At 49.9% G+C, this 22,543-nt stretch carries 20 protein-coding genes and 14 tRNA genes; 31 read left to right on the forward strand and 3 right to left on the reverse strand.

Going from position 1 to position 22,543, the window contains the following annotated elements; genetic code table 11:
* Window positions 1–14 precede the first annotated feature (14 nt).
* The 25 genes from AACQ93_RS03005 (at window position 15) to luxS (ending at window position 14,718) form a co-directional block, all read left to right on the forward strand.
* Window positions 15–1,193: an aspartate kinase gene (locus AACQ93_RS03005; RefSeq protein WP_007466402.1), complete on the forward strand. Its 1,179-nt coding sequence runs from the start codon at window positions 15–17 to the stop codon at window positions 1,191–1,193.
* 99 nt (window positions 1,194–1,292) lie between these two features.
* A complete protein-coding gene (gene csrA / locus AACQ93_RS03010; protein WP_036800069.1) occupies window positions 1,293–1,490 on the forward strand; it encodes a carbon storage regulator CsrA in 198 nt (65 codons plus the stop codon).
* Between the two features lie 286 nt (window positions 1,491–1,776).
* Window positions 1,777–1,869: transfer RNA gene (locus AACQ93_RS03015), tRNA-Ser, on the forward strand.
* A gap of 20 nt (window positions 1,870–1,889) precedes the next feature.
* Window positions 1,890–1,966, forward strand: a tRNA-Arg gene (locus tag AACQ93_RS03020).
* A gap of 52 nt (window positions 1,967–2,018) precedes the next feature.
* A tRNA-Arg gene (locus AACQ93_RS03025) sits at window positions 2,019–2,095 on the forward strand.
* 11 nt (window positions 2,096–2,106) lie between these two features.
* Window positions 2,107–2,199, forward strand: a tRNA-Ser gene (locus AACQ93_RS03030).
* 45 nt (window positions 2,200–2,244) lie between these two features.
* Window positions 2,245–2,321: transfer RNA gene (locus tag AACQ93_RS03035), tRNA-Arg, on the forward strand.
* 56 nt (window positions 2,322–2,377) lie between these two features.
* A tRNA-Arg gene (locus tag AACQ93_RS03040) sits at window positions 2,378–2,454 on the forward strand.
* An 11-nt stretch (window positions 2,455–2,465) separates the two neighbouring features.
* Window positions 2,466–2,558: transfer RNA gene (locus AACQ93_RS03045), tRNA-Ser, on the forward strand.
* A gap of 55 nt (window positions 2,559–2,613) precedes the next feature.
* Window positions 2,614–2,690 (forward strand) — tRNA-Arg (locus tag AACQ93_RS03050).
* 54 nt (window positions 2,691–2,744) lie between these two features.
* Window positions 2,745–2,821, forward strand: a tRNA-Arg gene (locus AACQ93_RS03055).
* A gap of 56 nt (window positions 2,822–2,877) precedes the next feature.
* Window positions 2,878–2,954: transfer RNA gene (locus tag AACQ93_RS03060), tRNA-Arg, on the forward strand.
* A gap of 54 nt (window positions 2,955–3,008) precedes the next feature.
* Window positions 3,009–3,085: transfer RNA gene (locus tag AACQ93_RS03065), tRNA-Arg, on the forward strand.
* Window positions 3,086–3,141: 56 nt separating this feature from the next.
* Window positions 3,142–3,218, forward strand: a tRNA-Arg gene (locus AACQ93_RS03070).
* 54 nt (window positions 3,219–3,272) lie between these two features.
* A tRNA-Arg gene (locus tag AACQ93_RS03075) sits at window positions 3,273–3,349 on the forward strand.
* 56 nt (window positions 3,350–3,405) lie between these two features.
* Window positions 3,406–3,482: transfer RNA gene (locus tag AACQ93_RS03080), tRNA-Arg, on the forward strand.
* Between the two features lie 405 nt (window positions 3,483–3,887).
* Window positions 3,888–4,139, forward strand: coding sequence for an oxaloacetate decarboxylase subunit gamma (locus AACQ93_RS03085; RefSeq protein ID WP_064602096.1), 252 nt, complete (start codon window positions 3,888–3,890; stop codon window positions 4,137–4,139).
* A gap of 44 nt (window positions 4,140–4,183) precedes the next feature.
* Window positions 4,184–5,974, forward strand: a complete 1,791-nt coding sequence (oadA, locus tag AACQ93_RS03090) for a sodium-extruding oxaloacetate decarboxylase subunit alpha (protein ID WP_064602099.1) — start codon at window positions 4,184–4,186, stop codon at window positions 5,972–5,974.
* 12 nt (window positions 5,975–5,986) lie between these two features.
* Window positions 5,987–7,117: a sodium ion-translocating decarboxylase subunit beta gene (locus tag AACQ93_RS03095; RefSeq protein WP_007466406.1), complete on the forward strand. Its 1,131-nt coding sequence runs from the start codon at window positions 5,987–5,989 to the stop codon at window positions 7,115–7,117.
* A 196-nt stretch (window positions 7,118–7,313) separates the two neighbouring features.
* Window positions 7,314–8,270 carry an NADP-dependent oxidoreductase gene (locus tag AACQ93_RS03100; RefSeq protein WP_064602102.1) on the forward strand — a complete coding sequence of 319 codons (957 nt, stop codon included), beginning with the start codon at window positions 7,314–7,316 and terminating at the stop codon, window positions 8,268–8,270.
* Between the two features lie 52 nt (window positions 8,271–8,322).
* On the forward strand, window positions 8,323–8,754 hold the full coding sequence (locus AACQ93_RS03105; RefSeq protein WP_007466408.1) for a YqaA family protein: 432 nt from the start codon (window positions 8,323–8,325) through the stop codon (window positions 8,752–8,754).
* Between the two features lie 11 nt (window positions 8,755–8,765).
* Window positions 8,766–11,627 (forward strand): M16 family metallopeptidase, encoded by a 2,862-nt coding sequence (locus AACQ93_RS03110; protein ID WP_064602106.1) that lies wholly within the window; start codon window positions 8,766–8,768, stop codon window positions 11,625–11,627.
* A 193-nt stretch (window positions 11,628–11,820) separates the two neighbouring features.
* Window positions 11,821–13,389, forward strand: a complete 1,569-nt coding sequence (gene gshA, locus AACQ93_RS03115) for a glutamate--cysteine ligase (RefSeq protein ID WP_198160090.1) — start codon at window positions 11,821–11,823, stop codon at window positions 13,387–13,389.
* A 147-nt stretch (window positions 13,390–13,536) separates the two neighbouring features.
* Complete coding sequence (locus AACQ93_RS03120) at window positions 13,537–14,148, forward strand: transglycosylase SLT domain-containing protein (protein ID WP_007466411.1); 612 nt, start codon at window positions 13,537–13,539, stop codon at window positions 14,146–14,148.
* A gap of 51 nt (window positions 14,149–14,199) precedes the next feature.
* Window positions 14,200–14,718, forward strand: a complete 519-nt coding sequence (luxS, locus tag AACQ93_RS03125) for an S-ribosylhomocysteine lyase (protein WP_064602111.1) — start codon at window positions 14,200–14,202, stop codon at window positions 14,716–14,718.
* A gap of 68 nt (window positions 14,719–14,786) precedes the next feature.
* Here luxS and AACQ93_RS03130 read toward each other — a convergent pair whose 3' ends face one another.
* Together AACQ93_RS03130 and AACQ93_RS03135 are read right to left on the reverse strand one after the other, a co-directional pair.
* On the reverse strand, window positions 14,787–16,064 hold the full coding sequence (locus AACQ93_RS03130; RefSeq protein WP_007466413.1) for an HlyC/CorC family transporter: 1,278 nt from the start codon (window positions 16,062–16,064) through the stop codon (window positions 14,787–14,789).
* Window positions 16,065–16,153: 89 nt separating this feature from the next.
* Complete coding sequence (locus tag AACQ93_RS03135; protein WP_064602114.1) at window positions 16,154–16,951, reverse strand: cytochrome C assembly family protein; 798 nt, start codon at window positions 16,949–16,951, stop codon at window positions 16,154–16,156.
* Between the two features lie 211 nt (window positions 16,952–17,162).
* Here AACQ93_RS03135 and ffh point away from each other — a divergent pair, with 211 nt between their 5' ends.
* From ffh to AACQ93_RS03165, 6 genes are all read left to right on the forward strand, one after another.
* Window positions 17,163–18,530, forward strand: coding sequence for a signal recognition particle protein (ffh, locus tag AACQ93_RS03140; RefSeq protein WP_007466415.1), 1,368 nt, complete (start codon window positions 17,163–17,165; stop codon window positions 18,528–18,530).
* A 167-nt stretch (window positions 18,531–18,697) separates the two neighbouring features.
* Window positions 18,698–18,946 (forward strand): 30S ribosomal protein S16, encoded by a 249-nt coding sequence (gene rpsP / locus AACQ93_RS03145; protein WP_064602116.1) that lies wholly within the window; start codon window positions 18,698–18,700, stop codon window positions 18,944–18,946.
* Window positions 18,946–19,506 (forward strand): ribosome maturation factor RimM, encoded by a 561-nt coding sequence (gene rimM / locus AACQ93_RS03150; RefSeq protein ID WP_198160142.1) that lies wholly within the window; start codon window positions 18,946–18,948, stop codon window positions 19,504–19,506. The genes rpsP and rimM overlap by 1 nt, the downstream gene beginning before the upstream one ends.
* 21 nt (window positions 19,507–19,527) lie before the next feature.
* The gene (gene trmD / locus AACQ93_RS03155; RefSeq protein ID WP_007466418.1) at window positions 19,528–20,274 is read left to right on the forward strand and encodes a tRNA (guanosine(37)-N1)-methyltransferase TrmD; all 747 of its coding nucleotides are present in this window, start codon (window positions 19,528–19,530) and stop codon (window positions 20,272–20,274) included.
* A 36-nt stretch (window positions 20,275–20,310) separates the two neighbouring features.
* On the forward strand, window positions 20,311–20,664 hold the full coding sequence (gene rplS, locus AACQ93_RS03160; protein ID WP_064602119.1) for a 50S ribosomal protein L19: 354 nt from the start codon (window positions 20,311–20,313) through the stop codon (window positions 20,662–20,664).
* Window positions 20,665–20,816: 152 nt separating this feature from the next.
* A complete protein-coding gene (locus tag AACQ93_RS03165) occupies window positions 20,817–20,954 on the forward strand; it encodes a hypothetical protein (protein WP_157097506.1) in 138 nt (45 codons plus the stop codon).
* Window positions 20,955–21,040: 86 nt separating this feature from the next.
* Here the strand turns inward: AACQ93_RS03165 and AACQ93_RS03170 are convergent, their stop codons facing one another.
* Complete coding sequence (locus AACQ93_RS03170) at window positions 21,041–22,525, reverse strand: carbon starvation CstA family protein (RefSeq protein WP_007466421.1); 1,485 nt, start codon at window positions 22,523–22,525, stop codon at window positions 21,041–21,043.
* Window positions 22,526–22,543 lie beyond the last annotated feature (18 nt).

Consider the following 22,543-nt stretch of genomic DNA (forward strand, 5'->3'; position numbering starts at 1 on the left):
ACTGGAGAGGTGAAGTGGCACTATTAGTGCAGAAATTTGGTGGTACTTCGGTAGGTAGTATCGAGCGCATTGAAGCAGTCGCTGAACGTGTGATAAAGGCGCGTCAGCAAGGTCATCAAATAGTAGTGGTCGTTTCTGCCATGGCTGGTGAAACGAATCGCTTGCTTGGTTTGGCTAAACAGGTTGATGAAGTGCCGACCCGGCGTGAGCTGGATGTACTTTTATCAACGGGGGAGCAGGTAACTATCGCGTTGCTTGCTATGGCATTGAATAAACGTGGGTTTAATGCGACTTCCTTAACGGCAGATCAAGTTACTATCCGAACGGATAATGCATTTAATAATGCCAGCATCATTCAGGTAGAAACAGAAAATCTGACAACACTACTCGACCAGGGCAACATTGTTGTCGTGGCCGGGTTCCAGGGTCGTGATAGTGAAAATAATATTACGACCCTTGGCCGTGGTGGCTCTGACACCACGGCTGTTGCTATCGCCGGCGCACTGGATGCTGACGAATGCCAGATCTTTACTGATGTTGATGGTGTCTATACCACTGATCCGCGCTTAGTACCGGAAGCGCGTCGTCTTGATGTTGTTCATTTTGATGATATGACGTCGATGGCACGAAACGGTGCGAAAGTGCTACAATTACAGTCAGTTGAATATGCACAGCAACATCGTGTCCCTTTGAGGGTTCTTTCTTCATTTGAAGAAGGAGAGGGGACTCTGGTCAGTTTCGACAGCTCTGCTGTATCAGATATCGTAGGGATAGCAATTAAGAATCAGCAAACCCTGCTTGAAACTGACATGCCATTATCGGATTTACAGGCTCAGTTAAACCTGTTCGGGATAACTGGCTGGTGTTCGGTAGTGAATGCAGGTTCAACGCAGTTTGTTACAGCAAATGACGATTTGGCGCGACTTAAACTCGTGCTGGATAAAAAGATGCACCAGGTAGCCGCCGTTTCAACCCTGTCTGTTGTCGGGGATGATATGTCGGGTAAGGCCGATGTAATTTGTGCTGAACTGGCTGAGGCCGGTGTTCTGGTTCGTCAAAATAAACGGTCTTCTCGTTGTCTGACTTTATTGATTAATGAAGAAGATCATCAATTAGCTGTCAATATCGTCCACAAAAGGTTTGTGGTTGAGCCGGAAAGTCTGGATAATCGACCACTTCTCGCTGTTTCTTGAGCAGTGACCGTTTACGTTATTTATTATGGGTAGCGTAAATCTTTTTGGATAATGAACGTTAAACTCTTATAAAGCTGAGATTACTCAAGGAGCACCCAAATGCTAATTTTGACACGTCGCGTAGGTGAAACGCTAATGATCGGTGATGAAGTAACCGTGACTGTTCTGGGCGTTAAAGGTAACCAGGTTCGCATTGGTGTGAACGCGCCAAAAGAAGTATCTGTACACCGTGAAGAAATTTACATGCGCATTCAAGCGGAAAAAGAAACCGGTACTCAAGGTTCTGGTAACTACTAATTCGAAGAAGGTCGGCCGTTTTTGCTGGCCTTTTTTGTGCCCTGAAATTCTGTGGCACAAACAATACCAAACTGAATATTTCTTGCTGATAGATTAGATTCTTATCCAGTTTGGAATAATGCTCTTTTACGTCATTTTCTTAAAAATAAGTAAGATAGAACGACTGTTGCGTCGGATTAATTACCTTGTTGGCTATTAAGTGCGCATACGCGCGGCGAATGTCGTTTTTTCATGATAAAGTGTTTGACTTATTTTTGGCTGGCAGTAATATGAGCCCCCGCAAGACGGTGAGGTGGCCGAGAGGCTGAAGGCGCTCCCCTGCTAAGGGAGTATACGGTTTGTAGCCGTATCGAGGGTTCGAATCCCTCCTTCACCGCCATTTCTTGCAATGATATCAGCGCGTCCGTAGCTCAGCTGGATAGAGTACCTGGCTACGAACCAGGCGGTCGGAGGTTCGAATCCTCCCGGACGCGCCATCATTTCACAACATGGCCTTTTATCGGCGGTGTTGCTAAAAAATATTAGTGTGCGCTCGTAGCTCAGCTGGATAGAGTACCTGGCTACGAACCAGGCGGTCGGAGGTTCGAATCCTCCCGAGCGCGCCATTAATTTGTGTGGTGAGGTGGCCGAGAGGCTGAAGGCGCTCCCCTGCTAAGGGAGTATACGGTTTGTAGCCGTATCGAGGGTTCGAATCCCTCCTTCACCGCCATTCTTTCTCGTTCCTGAAATTCAGGAATGCAGCAAGAAAGCCTGCGCGTCCGTAGCTCAGCTGGATAGAGTACCTGGCTACGAACCAGGCGGTCGGAGGTTCGAATCCTCCCGGACGCGCCATTATTTAAATACGTGGTATCTGAATAGATACGGTGTAATACAACCGAATTAAGTGTGCGCTCGTAGCTCAGCTGGATAGAGTACCTGGCTACGAACCAGGCGGTCGGAGGTTCGAATCCTCCCGAGCGCGCCATTAATTTGCGTGGTGAGGTGGCCGAGAGGCTGAAGGCGCTCCCCTGCTAAGGGAGTATACGGTTTGTAGCCGTATCGAGGGTTCGAATCCCTCCTTCACCGCCATTTATTTCTCTTCTCTGAACTAAGTCATCTTAATTCTTTGAATCAGAAAGCCTGCGCGTCCGTAGCTCAGCTGGATAGAGTACCTGGCTACGAACCAGGCGGTCGGAGGTTCGAATCCTCCCGGACGCGCCATTATTTAAGACATGGTATTGGATACAATACGGTGTCACACAAAAAGATTTCTGCGCGCTCGTAGCTCAGCTGGATAGAGTACCTGGCTACGAACCAGGCGGTCGGAGGTTCGAATCCTCCCGAGCGCGCCATTCTTTAAGTGTTTTGATAATTCAGAATATTACTGGTTTATTGAAATACAGCCTGCGCGTCCGTAGCTCAGCTGGATAGAGTACCTGGCTACGAACCAGGCGGTCGGAGGTTCGAATCCTCCCGGACGCGCCATTATTTAAGACATGGTATTGGATACAATACGGTGTCACACAAAGAGATTTCTGCGCGCTCGTAGCTCAGCTGGATAGAGTACCTGGCTACGAACCAGGCGGTCGGAGGTTCGAATCCTCCCGAGCGCGCCATTCTTTAAGTGTTTTGATAATTCAGGATATTACTGGTTTATTGAAATATAGCCTGCGCGTCCGTAGCTCAGCTGGATAGAGTACCTGGCTACGAACCAGGCGGTCGGAGGTTCGAATCCTCCCGGACGCGCCATTATTTAAGACATGGTATTGGATACAATACGGTGTCACACAAAAAGATTTCTGCGCGCTCGTAGCTCAGCTGGATAGAGTACCTGGCTACGAACCAGGCGGTCGGAGGTTCGAATCCTCCCGAGCGCGCCATTCTTTAAGTGTTTTGATAATTCAGGATATTACTGGTTTATTGAAATACAGCCTGCGCGTCCGTAGCTCAGCTGGATAGAGTACCTGGCTACGAACCAGGCGGTCGGAGGTTCGAATCCTCCCGGACGCGCCATTATTTAAAAGCTCAGCTTCGGCTGGGCTTTTTTTGTTTCTGCCGTTTATATCCTGCCTGCTATTTATCTTGTTTATTTCAATCTTGTCTTGTTGCTGAGAAGCCACTTTCCCCAGACTAAACTTATCCTTTCTCATGGCTGATGTTGCTGATCTCGTCGATCTACAGTGATTGCTGCCAGGTTGTGATGGTGAATATTTCGCATTGCAATTAACCCGGTTGCATTAATGCCGGATCAGTTAGTTGTGAAATTTTCCGGCTCCAGTTCACATTTTTACTCGGAATTGGTGAAAAGTTAGGCGTGTTAGCTGGTATTTTGACGAAAGGTTAACAAATGTAATGCGGTTTTATTTGCTGTGTTAACTGTTAACTCGCCAGTCACAATAGTAATGAAAGGAATCAATCATGGCTGATTTAGGCAGTTTGCTGTGGGAAGCAGCGACAATCATGGTTACCGGTATGGTCGTGGTCTTTGTGTTTCTCAGCACCCTGATCTTTTTAGTCCAACTGTTAGCTAAGGTTTCACCGAAAGATCCTGAGCCGGATTTTCATCCCCGGCCATCTTCAACAGTTCCCCCTGATCATAGTGGGGTGCAGCCTGAAGTCATTGCGGCAATCAGTGCGGCAGTACAGCAGTACCGCCAGCGTAAAGCCTGACGATTTGTTGTTTTCAGGACATTAACTAAAAGGAGTTTGTGAGTATGTCCAAGTCTCTAGCTATTACTGATGTTGTATTACGCGATGCCCATCAGTCTCTCTTTGCGACCCGTTTACGCATTGAAGATATGCTGCCGATCGCCGAGCAGCTGGATAATATTGGTTATTGGTCACTTGAGACCTGGGGCGGCGCTACTTTTGATGCTTGTATCCGCTATCTGGGCGAAGATCCGTGGGAGCGTCTCCGGGAGCTGAAAAAAGCGATGCCGAAAACGCCGATGCAGATGTTGCTGCGGGGGCAGAACCTTTTGGGCTATCGTCATTACGCCGATGATGTGGTCGAAAAATTTGTCGAGCGTGCTCACGCCAACGGAATGGATGTGTTCCGCATCTTTGATGCGATGAACGATGTCCGGAACTTTGAGAAGGCCGTGAAGGCAACCATTGATGTCGGCGCCCACGCTCAGGGCACAATCTCTTATACCACCAGTCCTGTGCATACCCTCGATACCTGGACCGACTTAGCCAAGCGGCTTGAAGATCTCGGCTGTCATTCTATTTGTATTAAAGATATGTCTGGTCTGCTCAAGCCCTATGAAGCAGAAGAGCTGGTGAAACGGATCAAGGCATCCTGTGATGTACCCTTGGCACTGCACTGCCATGCGACTACCGGCCTGTCTACCGCAACTGCGGTTAAAGCTGTTGAAGCCGGACTGGATATTCTCGATACCGCCATTTCATCAATGAGCCAGACTTACGGTCATACCCCGACTGAAACCGTGGTTGCTATGTTGGAGGGCACGGAGCGTGATACCGGGCTGAACCTGCAGCAACTGGAACCGATCGCCGCTTATTTCCGTGATGTCCGGAAGAAATACGCCAAATTTGAAGGCAGCCTCAAAGGGGTGGATGCCCGCATTTTGCTGGCCCAGGTGCCTGGCGGGATGCTGACGAATATGGAAAGTCAGCTGAAAGAGCAGGGCGCGGCGGATCGTTTTGATGAAGTACTGGAGGAGATCCCTCGGGTACGTGAAGATCTCGGTTTTATTCCGTTGGTTACTCCGACTTCTCAGATTGTTGGCACTCAGGCGGTATTAAATGTGCTGACCGGAGAGCGTTATAAAAGTATCAGTAAGGAAACGGCCGGGGTGTTGAAAGGGGAGTATGGTCAGGCTCCGGCGCCGGTCAATGCCGAATTACAAGCCCGGGTACTCGACGGTGCCGAGCCTGTGACTTGTCGTCCGGCTGATTTGCTTGAGGCTGAACTCGGCAAACTGACAACAGATCTGGAGGAAAAGGCCAAAGCAGATGGCATTACTCTGGCTGATGAGCGGGTTGATGATGTGCTGACATATGCGCTTTTTCCTCAGGTTGGCCTGAATTTCCTTAAAAATCGTAACAACCCAGATGCCTTTGAGCCAGTTCCCGGTTCAGAGCCTGAAACAGCCCCCGCTGTGACGGCGGCTACAGCAGTCGGTGGCGTTGAAGCTTATAGCGTGAAAGTGAACGGTCAGGTTTATGACGTGGAAGTTGGCCCGGCCGGTGAGTTGTCTTCGGTTACACCGGCAACGCCTAAAGCCAGCTCTCCGGCTGCAGCGCCGGAGCCTGAATCGTCCGGAGAAGTGGAACGGATTTCTTCGCCGCTGGCCGGAAATATCTTCAGGGTTAATGTTCAGCCTGGCAATGTGGTTGCGGAAGGGGAAGTACTGGTTGTGCTTGAAGCGATGAAGATGGAGACCGAAGTCAGAGCGTCTCGCGGTGGTGTCGTGCAGGAATTGCATGTCAAGGAAGGTGATACAGTGGTTGTGGGATCGCCGATCCTGAGCCTGGCATAAGGAAGAAGTTCCATGGACGGTTTATTAAAACTCTGGCTGGATACCGGGATCGCGAACTTTGAGTTCGGTCAGTTGGTTATGATCCTGGTGGGTGCCGGTCTGTTATTTCTGGCGATCCATAAGGGATTTGAGCCTTTACTGCTGTTGCCGATGGGGTTCGGCGCCATTCTGGCTAATATTCCCAATGCCGGATTTACTGAGCCGGGCGGGCTGCTCTTTTATATTTACCATGTTGGTATTGAAACCGGGGTCTTTCCGCTGCTGATCTTTATGGGAGTCGGGGCGATGACCGATTTCGGTGCTCTGATTGCTAACCCCAAGACATTACTGTTGGGGGCCGCGGCTCAGTTCGGGATCTTCTTCACTTTGTTCGGGGCAATCTTGCTGAACCTGGTGCCGGGCATCGACTTTACTCTGGCAGATGCATCGTCTATTGCTATCATCGGTGGCGCTGACGGTCCGACCGCGATTTTCTTGGCAAGTCGCCTGTCACCGGATTTGCTGGGTGCAATTGCGGTTGCCGCTTATAGCTATATGGCTCTGGTACCGATTATCCAGCCGCCGATCATGAAAGCACTGACGACAGCCGAGGAACGGACGATTCAGATGCAGCAGTTGCGCCATGTCAGCAAGGCAGAAAAGGTCCTGTTTCCGTTGGCGGTGCTGTTGATGACGATTCTGTTTCTGCCATCGGCGACACCGCTGGTCGGGATGTTCTGCCTTGGTAATTTGATGCGAGAGTCCGGTGTGGTGGATCGCCTTTCCAATACAGTTCAGAATGAGCTGATCAATATTGTGACCATCATGCTCGGCCTTGGGGTGGGTTCTAAGCTGGAAGCTGATAAGTTCCTGCAGTTTGAGACACTGGGGATTCTGGTTCTGGGGGCCGTGGCATTTAGTGTCGGGACCGGAGGTGGCGTACTCATGGCGAAGATGCTCAACCGTTTCAGTAAAGAGGATATTAATCCGTTGATCGGTGCAGCCGGTGTTTCGGCTGTACCCATGGCGGCGAGGGTGGTTAATAAGGTTGGCCTTGAAGCTAACCCGCATAACTTCCTTTTGATGCATGCGATGGGGCCGAATGTGGCCGGAGTACTTGGTTCAGCCGTGGCGGCGGGTATCCTGCTGGCACTGGTCGGCTAAGGTTATGAGTTAACAGCGGGACGGGTAGCCATTGGCTGCCCGTCTTTTTTGTCGTCGCATGACACTTTTTGAAATTGTTTAAGAGACTTTTTAGAGATCAGTGCCACCAATTGTGACGGTTAATGCGGAGCGGTTACTCTGCTTCTGAGTATCAGGTAGTATGGTCGGCAAGTTGAGACAGATTAAGGAACAGGACATGAACGAGTGTAAGCAACTGGCTATAACCCAGTTTGGTGAGCCGTCAGTATTGGCGATGCAAACTGTTGAAATCCCACTGCCGTCAGCCAACCAAGTGTTGGTCAAAGTTGCCTATGCCGGCGTTAATCCTATCGATGCCAAGACCCGAGCCGGGTTAGGCTGGGCTGCTCAGCAAAACCAGGATAAGCTGCCTTGGGTGCCGGGTTATGATATTTCCGGTGAGGTGGTGGCACGGGGGCCGGAAGTAACTTCAGTCAGCCCGGGAGATTTGGTCTCCGGTTTTGTCGGTTTCCCTTTACAAGGAGGTGGTTACAGTGAATTCATTCTGGTGGATGCCGGAGCCTTAAGTCGTGTCGAGCCTGATAATGTCTCTCTTATTGAAGCGGCTGCCCTGCCGCTGGCGGGGCAGACTGCGTGGCAGGCACTGGATAAAGCGAAAGTTTCTGACGGTGATCAGGTCTTAATTCTGGCCGGAGCTGGTGGTGTTGGTCATGTCGCGATTCAACTTGCTGTTGCCCGTGGTGCCAGTGTGCTGGCCAGTTGCTCGGCGGATAATGTCGATTTTGTGTCACAGCTCGGTGCGATTGCTCTGGATTATCGCTTAGCACCACTTGCTGAGCAAACCGGGAAAGTGGATGTGCTGATCGATTTGATGGGCGGAGAGATAGGTATCGCAGCCCTTGATTGTGTCCGTGAGGGCGGCCGGGTAATTACTGTTCCAACTATCACCGCAGAGGCAGTTTGTGAGCGGGCCCGTGAACTAGGTCTGGAAGCGGAAGGGATGCTGGTGACTCCATCGGTTGAGCAAAATGATGCCATGATGGCGATGCTGGAAGCCGGTACGCTGCAGCTTTATATCGCGGCTCAATATGGGCTTAGCGACGGGGCTGAGGCTCATCGACAGATCGAGTCCGGACATACCCGCGGTAAAGTGGTACTGGCTGTTGATATTTGATGCTGTATACCTGATGGGTGCTACGGTTTCTTAATAATGACAAGTTGTTTGAATGCTAGAGTTATTTAACGGTGAATCAGCATTATGGATGTTGTTTACCACTGGTTTTCTGAGTGCCACCCTCCTGCCCGGGGGCTCAGAGGCAAATTTAATTGCGACCCTCAAGTTGGGTGACAACCTGGTTTGGATGGTGGTGTTAGTCGCGACGTTGGGCAATACATTAGGCGGGATGACCAATTACTGGCTTGGAAGATTGTTGCCCGATAAAACTTCTGATGAAAAGCATGGTCATAAAGCTTTGCAATGGCTGAAAAAATACGGTTTTGTTTCATTGTTTTTCAGCTGGTTACCCGTTATCGGTGATCCTTTGTGTCTGGCGGCTGGGTGGTTGCGTATGCATCACTGGCTGAGTTTTTTCATCATCATGGCGGGTAAGGCCGCACGCTACAGTGTGCTGGCATTGATCGTACAAGGTTTTTTATAAGGAATGCTTACGTGCAAAAGTGGATTCTAGGGGTGGCACTCTTTTCGTTGGCAGGGTGTGGCAGCCTTGTTTCGGATACGAAAGAGACCAATGCGCCTAAGTTACCTGAAGGGGTAACATTTGTTGAACAGGTGACAAAACAAAATTCGGATGTCCCTGTCATTCCGTATTCAAAATATACCTTGTCAAATGGACTGACGGTGGTGTTGCATGAGGATAATTCGGATCCTCTGGTGCATGTCGATGTGACCTATCATGTTGGCTCCGCCCGTGAAGAGCTGGGTAAATCCGGCTTTGCTCACTTCTTTGAACATATGATGTTCCAGGGCTCGGAGAATGTCGGTGATCAGGAGCATTTCCGCCTGATCACTGAAGCGGGCGGTACCCTGAACGGAACCACTAACCGCGACCGTACTAACTACTTTGAGACGGTACCAGCCAATCAGTTGGAAAAGATGCTGTGGCTGGAGTCGGACCGAATGGGCTTCCTGCTTGGAGCCGTGTCGCAGCGCAAATTTGAAATTCAGCGCTCAACGGTGAAGAACGAGCGTGCACAGCGTTACGAAAACCGTCCGTATGGTTTGGTATATGAGCGTATGGGCGAAGCCCTGTTCCCGCCGACTCACCCGTATTCATGGCAGACCATAGGTTATGTCGAAGATTTGGATCGTGTCGATGTCAACGATTTGAAGGCTTTCTTCCTGCGTTGGTACGGCCCTAACAATGCCACCCTGACTATCGGCGGTGATATTGATGCTGAGCAGACCTTAGCCTGGGTGAACAAGTATTTCGGCTCAATTCCACGAGGTCCGGAAGTGGCGAAACCGGCTAAGAAACCGGTGACCCTAGATGCCGATCGTTACCTGACCCTGGAAGATAAGATTCAGTTGCCGATGCTGCTGATGGCCTGGCCGACATCGTACAACGGTGCCGAAGATGAAGCGTCGCTGGATATGCTGGCGCGCGTGATTGGTGGCGGTAAGAACAGCCTGATGTATCAGAATCTGGTCAAAACAGGTGATGTAGTAGATGCCGGTGCTTTCCATGACTGTGCTGAGCTGGCTTGTACCATGTATGTGTATGTGATGGGACAAAGTGGCGATAAAGGCAACCTGAAGACACTACGCAGCAAAGTGAAAAATGTTCTGGATGGACTGGAGCAGCGCGGTGTAAGCACCAAGGAGCTTAATGAGCTGAAGGGGACGGTTGAAGCCGGAGCTATCTTTGGCCTGCAAAGCGTCAGCGGCAAGGTGTCACAGCTGGCTGCTTATGAAACGTTTTTTGATGATCCTGGGTACTTGGGAGTCGAGCTGAAAAACCTGCGTTCGGTAACACCGGAGAGCATGGAACAAGCTTACATGCACTATATCAACGGTAATCCGAGTGTCACGCTGAGTGTGGTTCCGAAAGGCAAGACCTCCTTGCAGGCGGCAAAACCAAACTTTACGCCACCGGAGCGGATCATTCCTGAGCACCAGAAAATGGCTGACGATCAGCTTCTGCTGCGAGAGCCGGTTGATAACTTTGATCGCTCGGTGATGCCGGAGCCGTCAAAGCCGGTAGAAGCGGTAATGCCGGAGCTGTATCAGTTCGAATTGGCCAATGGTATTAAGGTGTTGGGTACCAAGTACCGCGAGACACCAACGGTGGAGCTGCAAATGCTGATCCCGGCAGGTCGTCGTTTTGAACCTGAAGGAAAGATGGGGCTGGCGAAACTGACTGCCTCCATGATGATGGAAGCGACCAAGAACTCTTCTGCTGAAGAAATTGCTTCCCGTCTCGATAACCTGGGTAGCTCGATTGGCTTTAATGCCGGCCTGTACGGTACGGTTGTCTCTGTGACTACGTTGGAGAAAAACCTGACTGAAACATTGGCTATTTTGGAAGAGCGTTTGTTTGCGCCGGCGTTTACTGAAGCCGACTTTGAGCGCATCAAGAAGCAGGCGCTGGAAGGGGTGATTTACGAGCATCAGCGGCCGGGATGGCTAGCCAGTCAGGCATCAAGAGAAGTGCTGTATGGCGGCACGTCTTTCAGCCTGCCACCGGAAGGTACAACAGCCTCGCTGAATGACATTACTCTTGGTGATGTGAAGGCTTTCTACCAGCGTTACTACACGCCGAACGGGGCGGACATTGTGGTTGTCGGTGATATTACAGCAGACAAGCTGACTGAGCAGTTGGACTTCCTGGCGAAATGGCAGGGGGATCCAAAACCGCAATACACCACCCCATCATTGCCTGAGCTTCCTAAGCAAACGCTATGGATGGTCGATAAGCCGGGGGCTCCGCAGACAATGATCCGTCTGGTTCGTCAGGGGCTGCCTTATGATGCGACCGGGGAACTGTTTGAAACCCAGCTGTCGAACTTTAACCTGGCCGGTAACTTTAACAGCCGCATCAACCTCAACCTGCGTGAAGACAAAGGTTACACCTATGGTGCTGGTGGCTACCAGATGGGTGGTAAAGAAGTTGGTCAGTCGGTGTTTTATGCACAGGTGAGGGCAGATGCCAGCCTAGCATCGGTGAAAGAATTCCTGGCCGAGCTTGAGAAAATGAGCACGGAAGGCGTGACTGATAAAGAAGTCGAATTTATGCGCCTGGCTGTCGGTCAGAAAGATGCCCTTAACTATGAAACGCCGGGTAAGAAAGCGCAGTTGCTGGGACAGATCCTGACATACTCGTTGCCGGAAAATTTTGTTGAGACCCGTAACGGCATTGTTGCATCAATCAGCAAGCAGCGTCTGAATGAGCTGGCGGCGAAGTGGTTCAATCCGGAAGATTACCAGATCATTGTGGTGGGGGATGCCAAGTCCTTAACCCCGCAGTTTGAAACTCTGGGAATTCCGATTAAAACCCTGCAGTTACAGCAGTAACTGCTTGGATTATGAAGTCACAGCCGGCATCGAATATGCCGGCTGTTTTATTGAAGCGGTCTGTTACTTGTATCCCTCTGAATTGGGCTAGATTGTTTACAGGCTGTAAAACTGTTTCGCAGTAATAATCATGGTAATCAGAAACAATAATGATTACTCTACCCCACTTAGATGTTAATGATTGAGAATCACCTTGATGGATTTTTCACAAAGGTTGCAGCAGGTTTCTGCCAACCCTGAAGCACTAACTCAGATTGGGCGCGGCCTGGAGCGAGAAGCGCTACGTATTACCCCTCAGGGAGAGTTGTCTGCAGAGCCTCATCCGGCTGGATTAGGTTCGGCACTGACCAATAAATGGGTAACCACCGACTTTGCCGAGTCGCTGTTGGAGTTTATTACTCCGGTATCTCAAAACGTAGACCATTTGTTGTCGCAGCTCAGTGATATTCATCAGTTCACTTACAGCAAACTGGATCAGGAAACTCTCTGGCCGATGTCGATGCCGTGTTTTGTTGGCAGAGAAGATGACATTACCCTGGCTCAATACGGTTCGTCTAACAGCGGTCGAATGAAAACCCTGTATCGTGAAGGTCTTAAACATCGTTACGGCAGTGTGATGCAGGTGATTTCCGGCGTTCACTTTAATTTCTCATTCCCGGATGCTTTCTGGGATCAGTTGTTTGGTGAGCAGGATGAGCTGGCTCGTCAGGACTCGGTGTCGGATGCCTACTTTGCCCTGATCCGTAACTACTACCGCTTTGGCTGGTTGATCCCTTACCTGTTTGGTGCATCACCGGCGCTATGTAGCTCTTTTGTTGATAAGACCAATACATCCCTGAATTTTGAGGAAGTCGGTAACGGTACTTACTATCTGCCGAATGCAACGGCTTTACGCCTGAGTGATTTGGGTTATACCAACCACGAACAAAGTTCGCTGAAAATCGGCTTTAACAGCCTGGAGCAGTACCTCGACGGGCTGCGCAGGGCGATCCGTACTCCATCAGAAGAATTTGCCAAAATTGGCGTCAAGGTAGATGGTCAGTACCGTCAGCTGAATGACAATGTGCTGCAAATTGAAAATGAGCTTTACGCACCGATCCGTCCTAAGCGTGTCGCTAAAGGCAGTGAAAAGCCGTCGGAAGCTCTGGCTCGTGGTGGCGTGGAATACATCGAAGTTCGCTCGCTGGACGTCAACCCGTTCAGCCCGATCGGGATTAATGAAGATCAGGTTCGCTTCCTGGATCTGTTCCTGACCTGGGCCGTTCTGTCACCATCGGCTTCTATGGATGATGCTGAGCTGGAATGCTGGCGAGATAACTGGAACCGTGTGGTTCTTGATGGTCGTAATCCGGATTTGCAACTGAAGATCGGCTGCGGCGGTGAACGTTTGTCTGTGCGCGACTGGAGCTTGCGTGTCTTTGCTGAGTTGGATCAGGTAGCTGAAGTAATGGATGCCGCTGCCGGTAACCAGAATTATCAGCAGACGCTTTCCCGTCTGAAAAACTGGATTGAAGATCCTGCGTTGACGCTGTCCGGACGTTTGCTGGCTGAAATCAAGCAGCAGCAAGGTATCGGTAAGGTGGGACGCTCTCTGGCTGATGCCCATGCCAATGCTTTCCAACAGCGACAGCTGACTTTTTATTCTCAGCAGGAATTTGAACAGGAAGCTGAAGCATCAAAAGAAAGGCAGCAGCAGATTGAGTTGGGTGACGAGGTGTCATTCGAACAATTTCTGGATGACTACTTTGCTGATTTGAAATAGCCTGAGTGCTGAATAAAATTCAGGCAAAAAAATGGGCAGCTACCTTGCTGCCCCATAAAACAATTTCGCAGGGATGACGGCAGTGTTACTGCCAATCATATAATCTGACCACCTGCTTTCGGTTTGGTTCCAAATTTGAGGGAATATATGCGAACAATTATCCGCCAAGCCCTTTTCTCCGGCCTTGTTATTACCCTGTCAGGCTGTGCTACACCTCCCCCAAAAGATCAGTCCAACCTCTGTAATATCTTCCGTGAAAAACCGGATTGGTATGAGTATGCTGTGGATATGCAGGACGAATGGGGGACCCCGGTACAGGTAGCGATGGCATTTATCAAACAGGAAAGCAGCTTTCGCCATGATGCCCGGCCACCGAAAGACTATATTTTAGGCTTTATTCCCTGGGGACGGGTCAGCAGCGCATACGGTTATGCCCAGGCTCAGGATCCGGCATGGGCCGACTACCAGAAGGCGACTGGTAACGGTGGCTCGCGTACTGATTTTGCCGATTCGCTGATGTTTGTCGGTTGGTACACCTCTGAAACTCAGCGCCAGTTGGGCGTTTCCAAGTGGGATGCCTACAATCAGTACCTGGCTTACCATGAGGGACGGGGCGGCTTTAAGCGTGGTACCTACAAGTCTAAGCCATCGCTGATTGCGGTGTCACGTAAGGTAGACAAGCAGGCAAAGGCATATGGTTGGCAACTAAAACAGTGTCGGCAGGAATTGGAAGATAATCGCAGCTGGTGGCCGTTTTGATCTAGGCTATGGTTATCTGTCGTGATTACGTAGGCAAAGGAGAAGGAAGCAATGCCATTACTTGATAGTTTTACCGTTGATCACACCCGGATGCATGCGCCGGCTGTCCGGATAGCGAAAACCATGCAGACCCCGAAAGGGGATACCATTACAGTGTTCGATCTGCGTTTTTGCCGTCCGAATATTGATATTCTCAGCGAGCGCGGGATTCATACCTTAGAGCACCTCTATGCCGGCTTTATGCGCCAGCACCTTAACTCAGATAATGTCGAGATCATCGATATATCCCCGATGGGCTGCCGGACCGGTTTCTACATGAGCCTGATTGGTTCGCCTAGCGAGCAGCAAGTGGCGCAGGGGTGGAAAGAAGCGATGGAAGATGTGTTGAGAGTGGAATCACAGGACAGGATTCCGGAACTTAACGAATACCAGTGCGGTACTTTCGGTATGCATTCCCTTGACGAAGCAAAAGACATTGCCCGCAAGGTGTTGGATCAGGGGATCGACGTCAATAAGAACGATGAGCTGGCGTTGCCCGAATCCATGTTACAAGAGCTGAAAGTTAAATAAGCGCGTTCAAAATCAATAATAAGAAGCCGGCAAGTTGCCGGCTTCTTTCATTCTGACAAAGGTATAAGTCAGCCTGTCTTTTGCAGTTGACCGGGCAGCACTTTAACCAGCTTAATCATATTCTCAGAGACTTCGATGATCTCCATCTGATGGCCGCCGACCTCAATACTGAGCTGGCTGTCCGGAATATCTTCCAGGTGCTCCAGGATCAGGCCGTTCAGGGTACGAGGTCCGTCAGTCGGCAAACTCCAGTTCAGACTCTTGTTGAGGTCGCGGATATTGGCACTGCCCTCAATCATCAGGCTGCCGTCTTCCTGCGGGGTAATTTCCTCGGCCAGAGTGGGTGCCATTGAAGTGGTAAATTCACCGACAATCTCTTCCAGAATATCTTCCAGGGTGATCAGGCCCTGGATATCACCGTACTCATCGACAATCAGGCCGATGCGTTCCTTATTGCGCTGGAATTTCAGCAACTGGATGTTCAGTGGTGTGCCTTCCGGAATGAAGTAAACCTCATCAGCGGCGCGCAGCAGGTTTTCTTTACTGAAGTCGTTCTTGTCCATCATCAGGCGGTAGGCTTCACGCACCCGCAGCATACCGACAACTTCATCGATATTGTCACGGAATAGGACAATCCGACCGTGTGCCGAATGGCTGAGCTGTTTGACTATTGATTTCCAGTCATCGTTGATGTTGATAGCAGCGATGTCACTACGCGGGATCATCACGTCTTCAACCGTGACGTTCTCCAGATCAAGAATGGACAGCAACATGTCCTGGTGGCGACGTGGGATCAGGCCGCCGGCCTCATTAACCACTGTACGCAGTTCGTCGGAGCTCAGTTTGGAGTCATCCATATTGCTGACTTTAAGGCCCATCAGGCGAAGGAAACCGTTAGTAATGCCGTTAACCAGCCAGACCAGCGGATACAGGATTCGCATCAGTAACTGAAGCAGGATACTGCTGGCGTAGGACACCTTTTCTGGGTATAGCGCCGCCAGTGTTTTCGGGGTGACTTCGGCAAATACCAGCACGACCAGCGTCAAGGCACCGGTTGCAATCGCAACACCAAGATCGCCGTACAGGCGCATCCCTAAGATAGTCGCGATGGCTGAAGCTAAGATGTTGACCAGGTTGTTGCCGATTAGGATCAGGCCGATCAGGCGATCGGGACGGGACAGCAGCTTTTCTACTCGTTTAGCCCCGCGGTGTCCCTGGTTAGCAAGATGCCTCAGTTTGTAGCGATTGAGGGCCATCATGCCGGTTTCAGAACCGGAAAAATATCCGGAAATGAGAAGTAGTAATATCAGGATGGAGAATAAGACTCCCGTGGAGATATCGTCCAAAAAGCTATCCTTAACGTTTCTGTTACAAGTAATGTGTACCCAGAGAGGGTGGGTGTCAATGCTAACTTTCTACTAAAATCAGCATAAATTTATGCTCCGATAATGATTTCTTTCACAAAGCGGCTGCCAAAATAAGCCAGGGTCAGCAGGAAGGCACCGACCAGGCTGAACCAGACCACACGGCGGCCGCGCCAGCCTTTCTGGTAGTGTCCCCAAAGCAGGACGCTGTAGACGCACCATGCCATCAATGACAGTACTGCTTTGTGCAGTTTGCCCTGGGCCAGCATGTCCTGGATAAAGATGAAACCGGTGATCAGCGTAACAGTCAGCAGTGAATTACCCACCAAAATGATCTTGAAAAGTTGTCTTTCGACCATCATTAAAGGAGGGATATTCGGATTAATCGCCAGGCTCTTCTTATTTTTCAGCTTATGATCCAGCCATGCCAGCTGAATGGCATACAAGGTGGCAATCATCAGCGTTGAATAAGAGAACAGCGCCAGGGATATATGCAGCAGCACTTGAGGATGTGATTCCAGGTGGGTGATGAAAGCGCCGGGTAGCAGGGTTGCCGCGCACAAGTTAATGGCGGCGAAACTGTATACGACCGGTAGCAGGAACCAGACCCGCATCTTGAGCATAGCCAGGGTGGTGAGAGAGGCAATGATTAGGCTCATCAGAGAAGCCACATTCATAATGCTGAGGTTCTGGCCCGGTCCGATGAGAATTGAATCTTTCAACAGCAGGATATGTAACGCAATCGCTGCTAGTGCACAGAAGAAAACAGGTTTGGTTTTTATCCCATTACTGTTAGTCAGACCTGGCACGACCAGTCCGAGAGCAAGAAAATATAAGCAAGCAGCCATTAAGGCTATCAACATATCCATAGTAAACTTAGCTATTTAAGATGGTTAGGGTTCGCAATTATACCTTGCTCAATGAGATGCCGCCAATGTAATGGTTATCAGAATACAAGCGGTTACTCAGTTCATTATAGAACTGAGCGTCAAAGTGGCAGTGATAGCATGAAAGCTGGGTAAGGAATGCGTTATACTAGCCAGATCATACAGTTTTAGTTGCGTAACGAGCGAGTAGCACATGTTCGAAAATTTAACGGAGCGTTTATCGCGAACGCTTAAGAATGTCAGCGGCCGTGGTCGTCTGACGGACGACAACATCAAGGATACGCTGCGTGAAGTACGTATGGCGTTACTCGAGGCGGATGTTGCGCTTCCCGTTGTCCGCGATTTTGTTAAGCGTGTTAAAGAGCGCGCTGTCGGTACTGAAGTATCGAAAAGCCTGACGCCGGGCCAGGAATTTATCAAGATTGTTCAGGCTGAGCTTGAACTGGTGATGGGTGAGTCGAATGAAGACCTGAACCTCGCCAGCCAGCCGCCAGCTGTTCTTCTGATGGCCGGTCTGCAAGGTGCCGGTAAAACCACTAGTGTGGGTAAGCTGGGTAAGCTGCTGAAAGAGCGCCATAAGAAGAAGGTGCTGGTGGTGTCTGCCGACGTTTACCGTCCGGCGGCGATCAAACAGCTGGAAACTTTGGCTTCAGATATCGGTATTGATTTCTTCCCGTCTACACCGGATCAGAAGCCGGTCGACATTGCCACAGCTGCCGTTGATCACGGTAAGCTGAAATTCTATGACGTGGTGATTGTCGATACCGCGGGTCGACTACACGTCGACAGCGAAATGATGGACGAGATTAAGGACGTTCATAACGCGATCAACCCGGTTGAAACTCTGTTCGTGGTTGATGCCATGACAGGTCAGGATGCGGCGAATACTGCGAAGGCTTTTGATGAGGCTCTGGCACTGACCGGTGTGATCCTGACCAAAGTTGACGGTGATGCCCGTGGTGGTGCTGCGCTGTCTGTTCGTCACATTACCGGTAAGCCAATTAAGTTCCTGGGTGTGGGTGAAAAGACTGACGCACTAGAACCGTTCCACCCGGATCGTGTTGCTTCCCGTATTCTTGGTATGGGTGACGTACTGTCTCTGATCGAAGATCTTGAGCGTAACGTCGACAAAGAAAAAGCCGAGAAACTGGCGAAGAAATTCAAAGAGAAGAAAGGCTTCGACCTGGAAGACTTCCGTGGTCAGCTTCAGCAGATGAAGAACATGGGCGGCATGATGGGTATGCTGGACAAGCTACCGGGTATGTCCCAGCTGCCAGACAACGTCAAAGACCAGGTGGACGACAAGATGTTCGTTCAGATGGAAGCTATCATTAACTCAATGACGCCGAAAGAACGTGAGCGCCCTGAGTTGATCAAAGGCTCGCGCAAGAAACGTATCGCGATGGGTTCCGGTACTCAGGTACAGGACGTAAACCGTCTGCTGAAACAGTTTACCCAGATGCAGAAGATGATGAAGAAAATGCAGAAGGGCGGCATGAAGAATATGATGCGTAACATGAAAGGCATGATGCCTGGCGGCGGTATGTTCCCAGGTCGTTAAAAAGATGATTAAAGCTCGGGCGTTAATTTCTTAATACTGGCGAAAAATTAGCTAAAGCGGTTGCATTCGTCAGTTTTAGGAGTAAAATTCCCGAGCTTAATTTGGCACGGGCCCCGTTTGCTAAGATCGGGGCCAATTTAATTTTACAGTAATGCAAAGAGGACGATATGGTAACCATTCGTTTGGCACGTCACGGCGCTAAGAAGCGTCCATTTTATCACATCGTTGTTGCTGACTCTCGCGCTGCACGCGACGGTCGTAACATCGAGAAAGTTGGTTTCTTCAACCCGCTAGCTAAGGGTCAGGAAGAGCGCCTACGTCTAGACCTAGACCGTGTAAACCACTGGGTTGGTGAAGGCGCAACTGTGTCTGACCGCGCAGCTAAGCTAATCAAAGACGCTGCTAAAGCGGCTTAATTAGCATGTCTGGTAGACGAGAAACGATGAGTACACAAAACCAAGACTACATTGTTGTCGGTAAACTGGGTGCCTCCTATGGTATCAAGGGGTGGCTCAAAGTTTTTTCCTACACAGAAGAAGCCGAAAGCATTTTTTCCTATCAGCCTTGGCTTATTAAAGTTAAGGGTGAGTGGAAGGAGTTTCGCGTTGAATCGTGGAAACGCCATGGTCAGGGTATGGTAGCTAAGTTAGAAGGTCTGAACGTCCGTGAGGATGCTCAGGTATTTACTAATGCTGAAGTTGCTGTACTGGCTGAACAACTGCCAGCGCTGTCAGATGAAGAATTCTACTGGCGCGAATTGTTCGGTATGACAGTGGTTACTACTGAAGGTTACGACCTTGGTAAAGTCACTGACATCCTGGAAACAGGTTCGAACGATGTTCTGGTAGTGAAAGCTAACCTGAAAGATGCTTTTGGGCAGAAGGAACGATTAATTCCGTTCCTCGATGAGCAGGTCATCAAGTCGATTGATCGCACTGCTCAGCGGATCGAAGTTGACTGGGATCCTGGATTTTAACCCCCGGTAATAGGTGAACAAATGAAGGTAGGCATTATTAGCCTGTTTCCTGACATGTTTAACGCCATTACTAATTTTGGGGTAACAGGCCAGGCGGTAAAAAGAGGCCTATTGTCAGTAGAAACGTGGAATCCCCGCGATTTTACTCACGACAAGCACCGTACGGTTGATGACCGACCATATGGTGGCGGACCGGGCATGCTGATGATGGTACAGCCTTTGCGCGATGCCATTCATGCTGCCAAACAGTCCGTTGATGGCCAGGCTAAAGTCATCTACCTGTCGCCTCAGGGCCGTAAGCTTGATCAAGCGGGTGTTGAGGAGTTGGCTGAAAATGAGAACCTGATTCTTATTTGCGGTCGCTATGAAGGGGTTGATGAGCGCATAATCCAACAAGAGGTAGATGAAGAATGGTCTATCGGGGATTTTGTGCTGACTGGGGGCGAGCTGCCAGCCATGACCTTAGTCGACGCAGTAGTCCGGTTTGTACCGGGTGTACTGGGTGACTTTGCGTCGGCAGAGGAAGATTCCTTTGCCAATGGCTTGCTGGATTGTCCGCATTATACGCGTCCTGAAGTGTTGGACGGGCAGGAAGTACCTAAGGTCTTGCTGTCTGGCAACCACAAGGACATTAGTCGCTGGCGATTGAAGCAATCGCTGGGCCGAACCTGGCTGAGAAGACCAGAGCTCCTGGAAAACCTAGCTCTGACTGACGATCAGGAATTCTTGCTGGCGGAATTTATCCGCGAATACAAAGCAAGCAATTAATTAATTTAGTATCAGTTTATTCTAGGGTATTTACCAATGAGTAATATCATCAAGGCTCTTGAACAAGAGCAAATGAAACAAGACCTACCTACTTTCGCACCAGGTGACACTGTTGTTGTTCAGGTTAAGGTAAAAGAGGGTGACCGCTCTCGTCTTCAGGCTTTCGAAGGCGTTGTAATTGCTAAGCGCAACCGTGGTCTACACTCTGCATTCACTGTTCGTAAGATCTCTAACGGTGAAGGTGTTGAGCGTGCGTTCCAAACTCACTCTCCAGTAGTTGACAGCATTACTGTTAAGCGTCGCGGTGCAGTACGTCGTGCCAAGCTGTACTACCTACGTGAGCGTTCTGGTAAAGCGGCTCGTATCAAAGAGAAGCTTTCTTCTAAGTAATACGCCTAGCGTAAGACGTTTAATAAAAAAGCCCACCTTATGGTGGGCTTTTTTTTGTCTTTTGATTGTCCGTGTAAAAGCCTTGTTCTGAAGTTTTGGTCTCCAGCTTTAGCCTTCAGTCCAATCAATATTCCCAGCAAGAACTCAATGTCGTGAAACCTTATCTAGCAGTGGGTACACGTATCCCGCTTCGTGCAGACGTCATGCTCAACCTGGAATACCAGTACATGTATATGAGCGAAGAGTTCAGCCTCAATACTTACACTTTAGGTATCAATTACCTGTTCTGATAAGCCTTATTTCCAGCTAAGGCTAAAGCGGGCAAAAAGAAACCAGCCAAATGGCTGGTTTCTTTATTTAGGAATGAAGTATTGATTTACGCGGTTTCCAGTGCGCTTTTGCTCTCTTCTTCGTCGGCTAGTTCAGTTTCACCTTTGCCTTTAGAGCGCTTGATAACATAGCCGGCAATGAACAGGGCACCTAGTGCACCAGCGATAGTTGATACTGTCATTGGCAGACCGAAACCAAGCTGGCTGTTGTTCAGGATGAAGGTAATACATACCGTGGTCATGAATATTGCTGGAACAGTCGTTACCCAGTGCAGTTTGTTGTGGCGTAGTAGGTAAGCAGAAGCTGTCCACAGCATCATTACCGCAGTGCTTTGGTTCGCAAAGCCGAAGTAGCGCCAGATGATACCGAAGTCTACCTGAGTCAGGATGCCGCCGATAACGAACAGTGGCAGAGCCATAACCAGACGGTTACGCAGTGACTTCTGCTCCATGTTGAAGTATTCAGCCAGGATCAGGCGGCTTGAGCGGAATGCAGTATCACCAGAAGTGATTGGCAGGATAACAACACCCAGGAAGGCAATCACACCACCGAATACGCCCAGCAGACCGATTGAGGAGCTGTAAACCACATTACCAGGGCCACCGTTAGCAACGGCTTCTTTCAGACCTTCAACTGAGCCGAAGAAAGACAGTGCCAGAGCACACCAAATCAGGGCGATAACACCTTCGCCAATCATTGCGCCGTAGAATACGAAACGGCCGTTCTTCTCGTTTTCCATACAACGCGCCATCAGAGGTGACTGGGTTGCGTGGAAGCCGGAGATTGCACCACAGGCAATGGTGATGAACAGTGCAGGCCATAGCGGTAGGTTGTTCGGGTTCATGTTAGTGAACATCTGGCTCATTTCGTAGTTGCCAAGCAGTGTATGTTCACTTGAGAACGAAATAGCAGTGATAAGACCAACTGACATGAAGATAAGCAGAGCACCGAACAGCGGGTAGAAGCGGCCGATGATTTTATCAACCGGAACAATTGTCGCGATGATGTAGTAAGCGAAGATAACCACAACCATAGTCGTCATGGGCATACCGATACCGGTTTGCTCGTTTACCAGGTTAGTGATCATTCCTGCAGGTGCTGATACGAATACCACGCCAACCAGCAACAGCAGGATGATGGCAAAGATATTCATGAAGTGTTTTGCACCGTTACCCAGGTAGCGGCCGGTAATGGTTGGTACTGATGCACCACCGTTACGTACTGAAAGCATACCTGAGAAGTAATCATGAACTGCACCGGCAAAGATACAGCCAAGTACGATCCAAAGCATCGCGGCTGGGCCGTACAGTGCCCCCATGATCGGGCCGAAAATAGGGCCGACACCGGCGATATTCAGCAGCTGTACCAGGTAAACTTTCTTGTTCGACATTGGTACATAGTCAACGCCGTCTTGCTTGGTATAGGCAGGTGTTTTGCGATTTTCGTTGACGCCAAACACCTTCTCGATAAATGCACCGTAGATGAAGTAACCACCTATCAATGCCGCAACGCACATCAGGAACCAGGTCATAACTCTTGTCTCTCTTAT

Source organism: Photobacterium sp. J15 (genome assembly GCF_963870815.1).
Taxonomy (GTDB): Bacteria; Pseudomonadota; Gammaproteobacteria; order Enterobacterales; family Vibrionaceae; genus Photobacterium; species Photobacterium marinum.

What these genes read in the sequence shown, in the direction of transcription:
- csrA (WP_036800069.1), top strand. Translation starts at nt 1,293, where the DNA reads ATGCTAATTTTGACACGTCGCGTAGGTGAAACGCTAATGATCGGTGAT.
- AACQ93_RS03085 (WP_064602096.1), top strand. Translation starts at nt 3,888, where the DNA reads ATGGCTGATTTAGGCAGTTTGCTGTGGGAAGCAGCGACAATCATGGTT.
- oadA (WP_064602099.1), top strand. Translation starts at nt 4,184, where the DNA reads ATGTCCAAGTCTCTAGCTATTACTGATGTTGTATTACGCGATGCCCAT.
- AACQ93_RS03095 (WP_007466406.1), top strand. Translation starts at nt 5,987, where the DNA reads ATGGACGGTTTATTAAAACTCTGGCTGGATACCGGGATCGCGAACTTT.
- AACQ93_RS03100 (WP_064602102.1), top strand. Translation starts at nt 7,314, where the DNA reads ATGAACGAGTGTAAGCAACTGGCTATAACCCAGTTTGGTGAGCCGTCA.
- AACQ93_RS03105 (WP_007466408.1), top strand. Translation starts at nt 8,323, where the DNA reads ATGCTAGAGTTATTTAACGGTGAATCAGCATTATGGATGTTGTTTACC.
- AACQ93_RS03120 (WP_007466411.1), top strand. Translation starts at nt 13,537, where the DNA reads ATGCGAACAATTATCCGCCAAGCCCTTTTCTCCGGCCTTGTTATTACC.
- luxS (WP_064602111.1), top strand. Translation starts at nt 14,200, where the DNA reads ATGCCATTACTTGATAGTTTTACCGTTGATCACACCCGGATGCATGCG.
- AACQ93_RS03135 (WP_064602114.1), bottom strand. Translation starts at nt 16,951, where the DNA reads ATGGATATGTTGATAGCCTTAATGGCTGCTTGCTTATATTTTCTTGCT.
- ffh (WP_007466415.1), top strand. Translation starts at nt 17,163, where the DNA reads ATGTTCGAAAATTTAACGGAGCGTTTATCGCGAACGCTTAAGAATGTC.
- rpsP (WP_064602116.1), top strand. Translation starts at nt 18,698, where the DNA reads ATGGTAACCATTCGTTTGGCACGTCACGGCGCTAAGAAGCGTCCATTT.
- trmD (WP_007466418.1), top strand. Translation starts at nt 19,528, where the DNA reads ATGAAGGTAGGCATTATTAGCCTGTTTCCTGACATGTTTAACGCCATT.
- rplS (WP_064602119.1), top strand. Translation starts at nt 20,311, where the DNA reads ATGAGTAATATCATCAAGGCTCTTGAACAAGAGCAAATGAAACAAGAC.
- AACQ93_RS03170 (WP_007466421.1), bottom strand. Translation starts at nt 22,525, where the DNA reads ATGACCTGGTTCCTGATGTGCGTTGCGGCATTGATAGGTGGTTACTTC.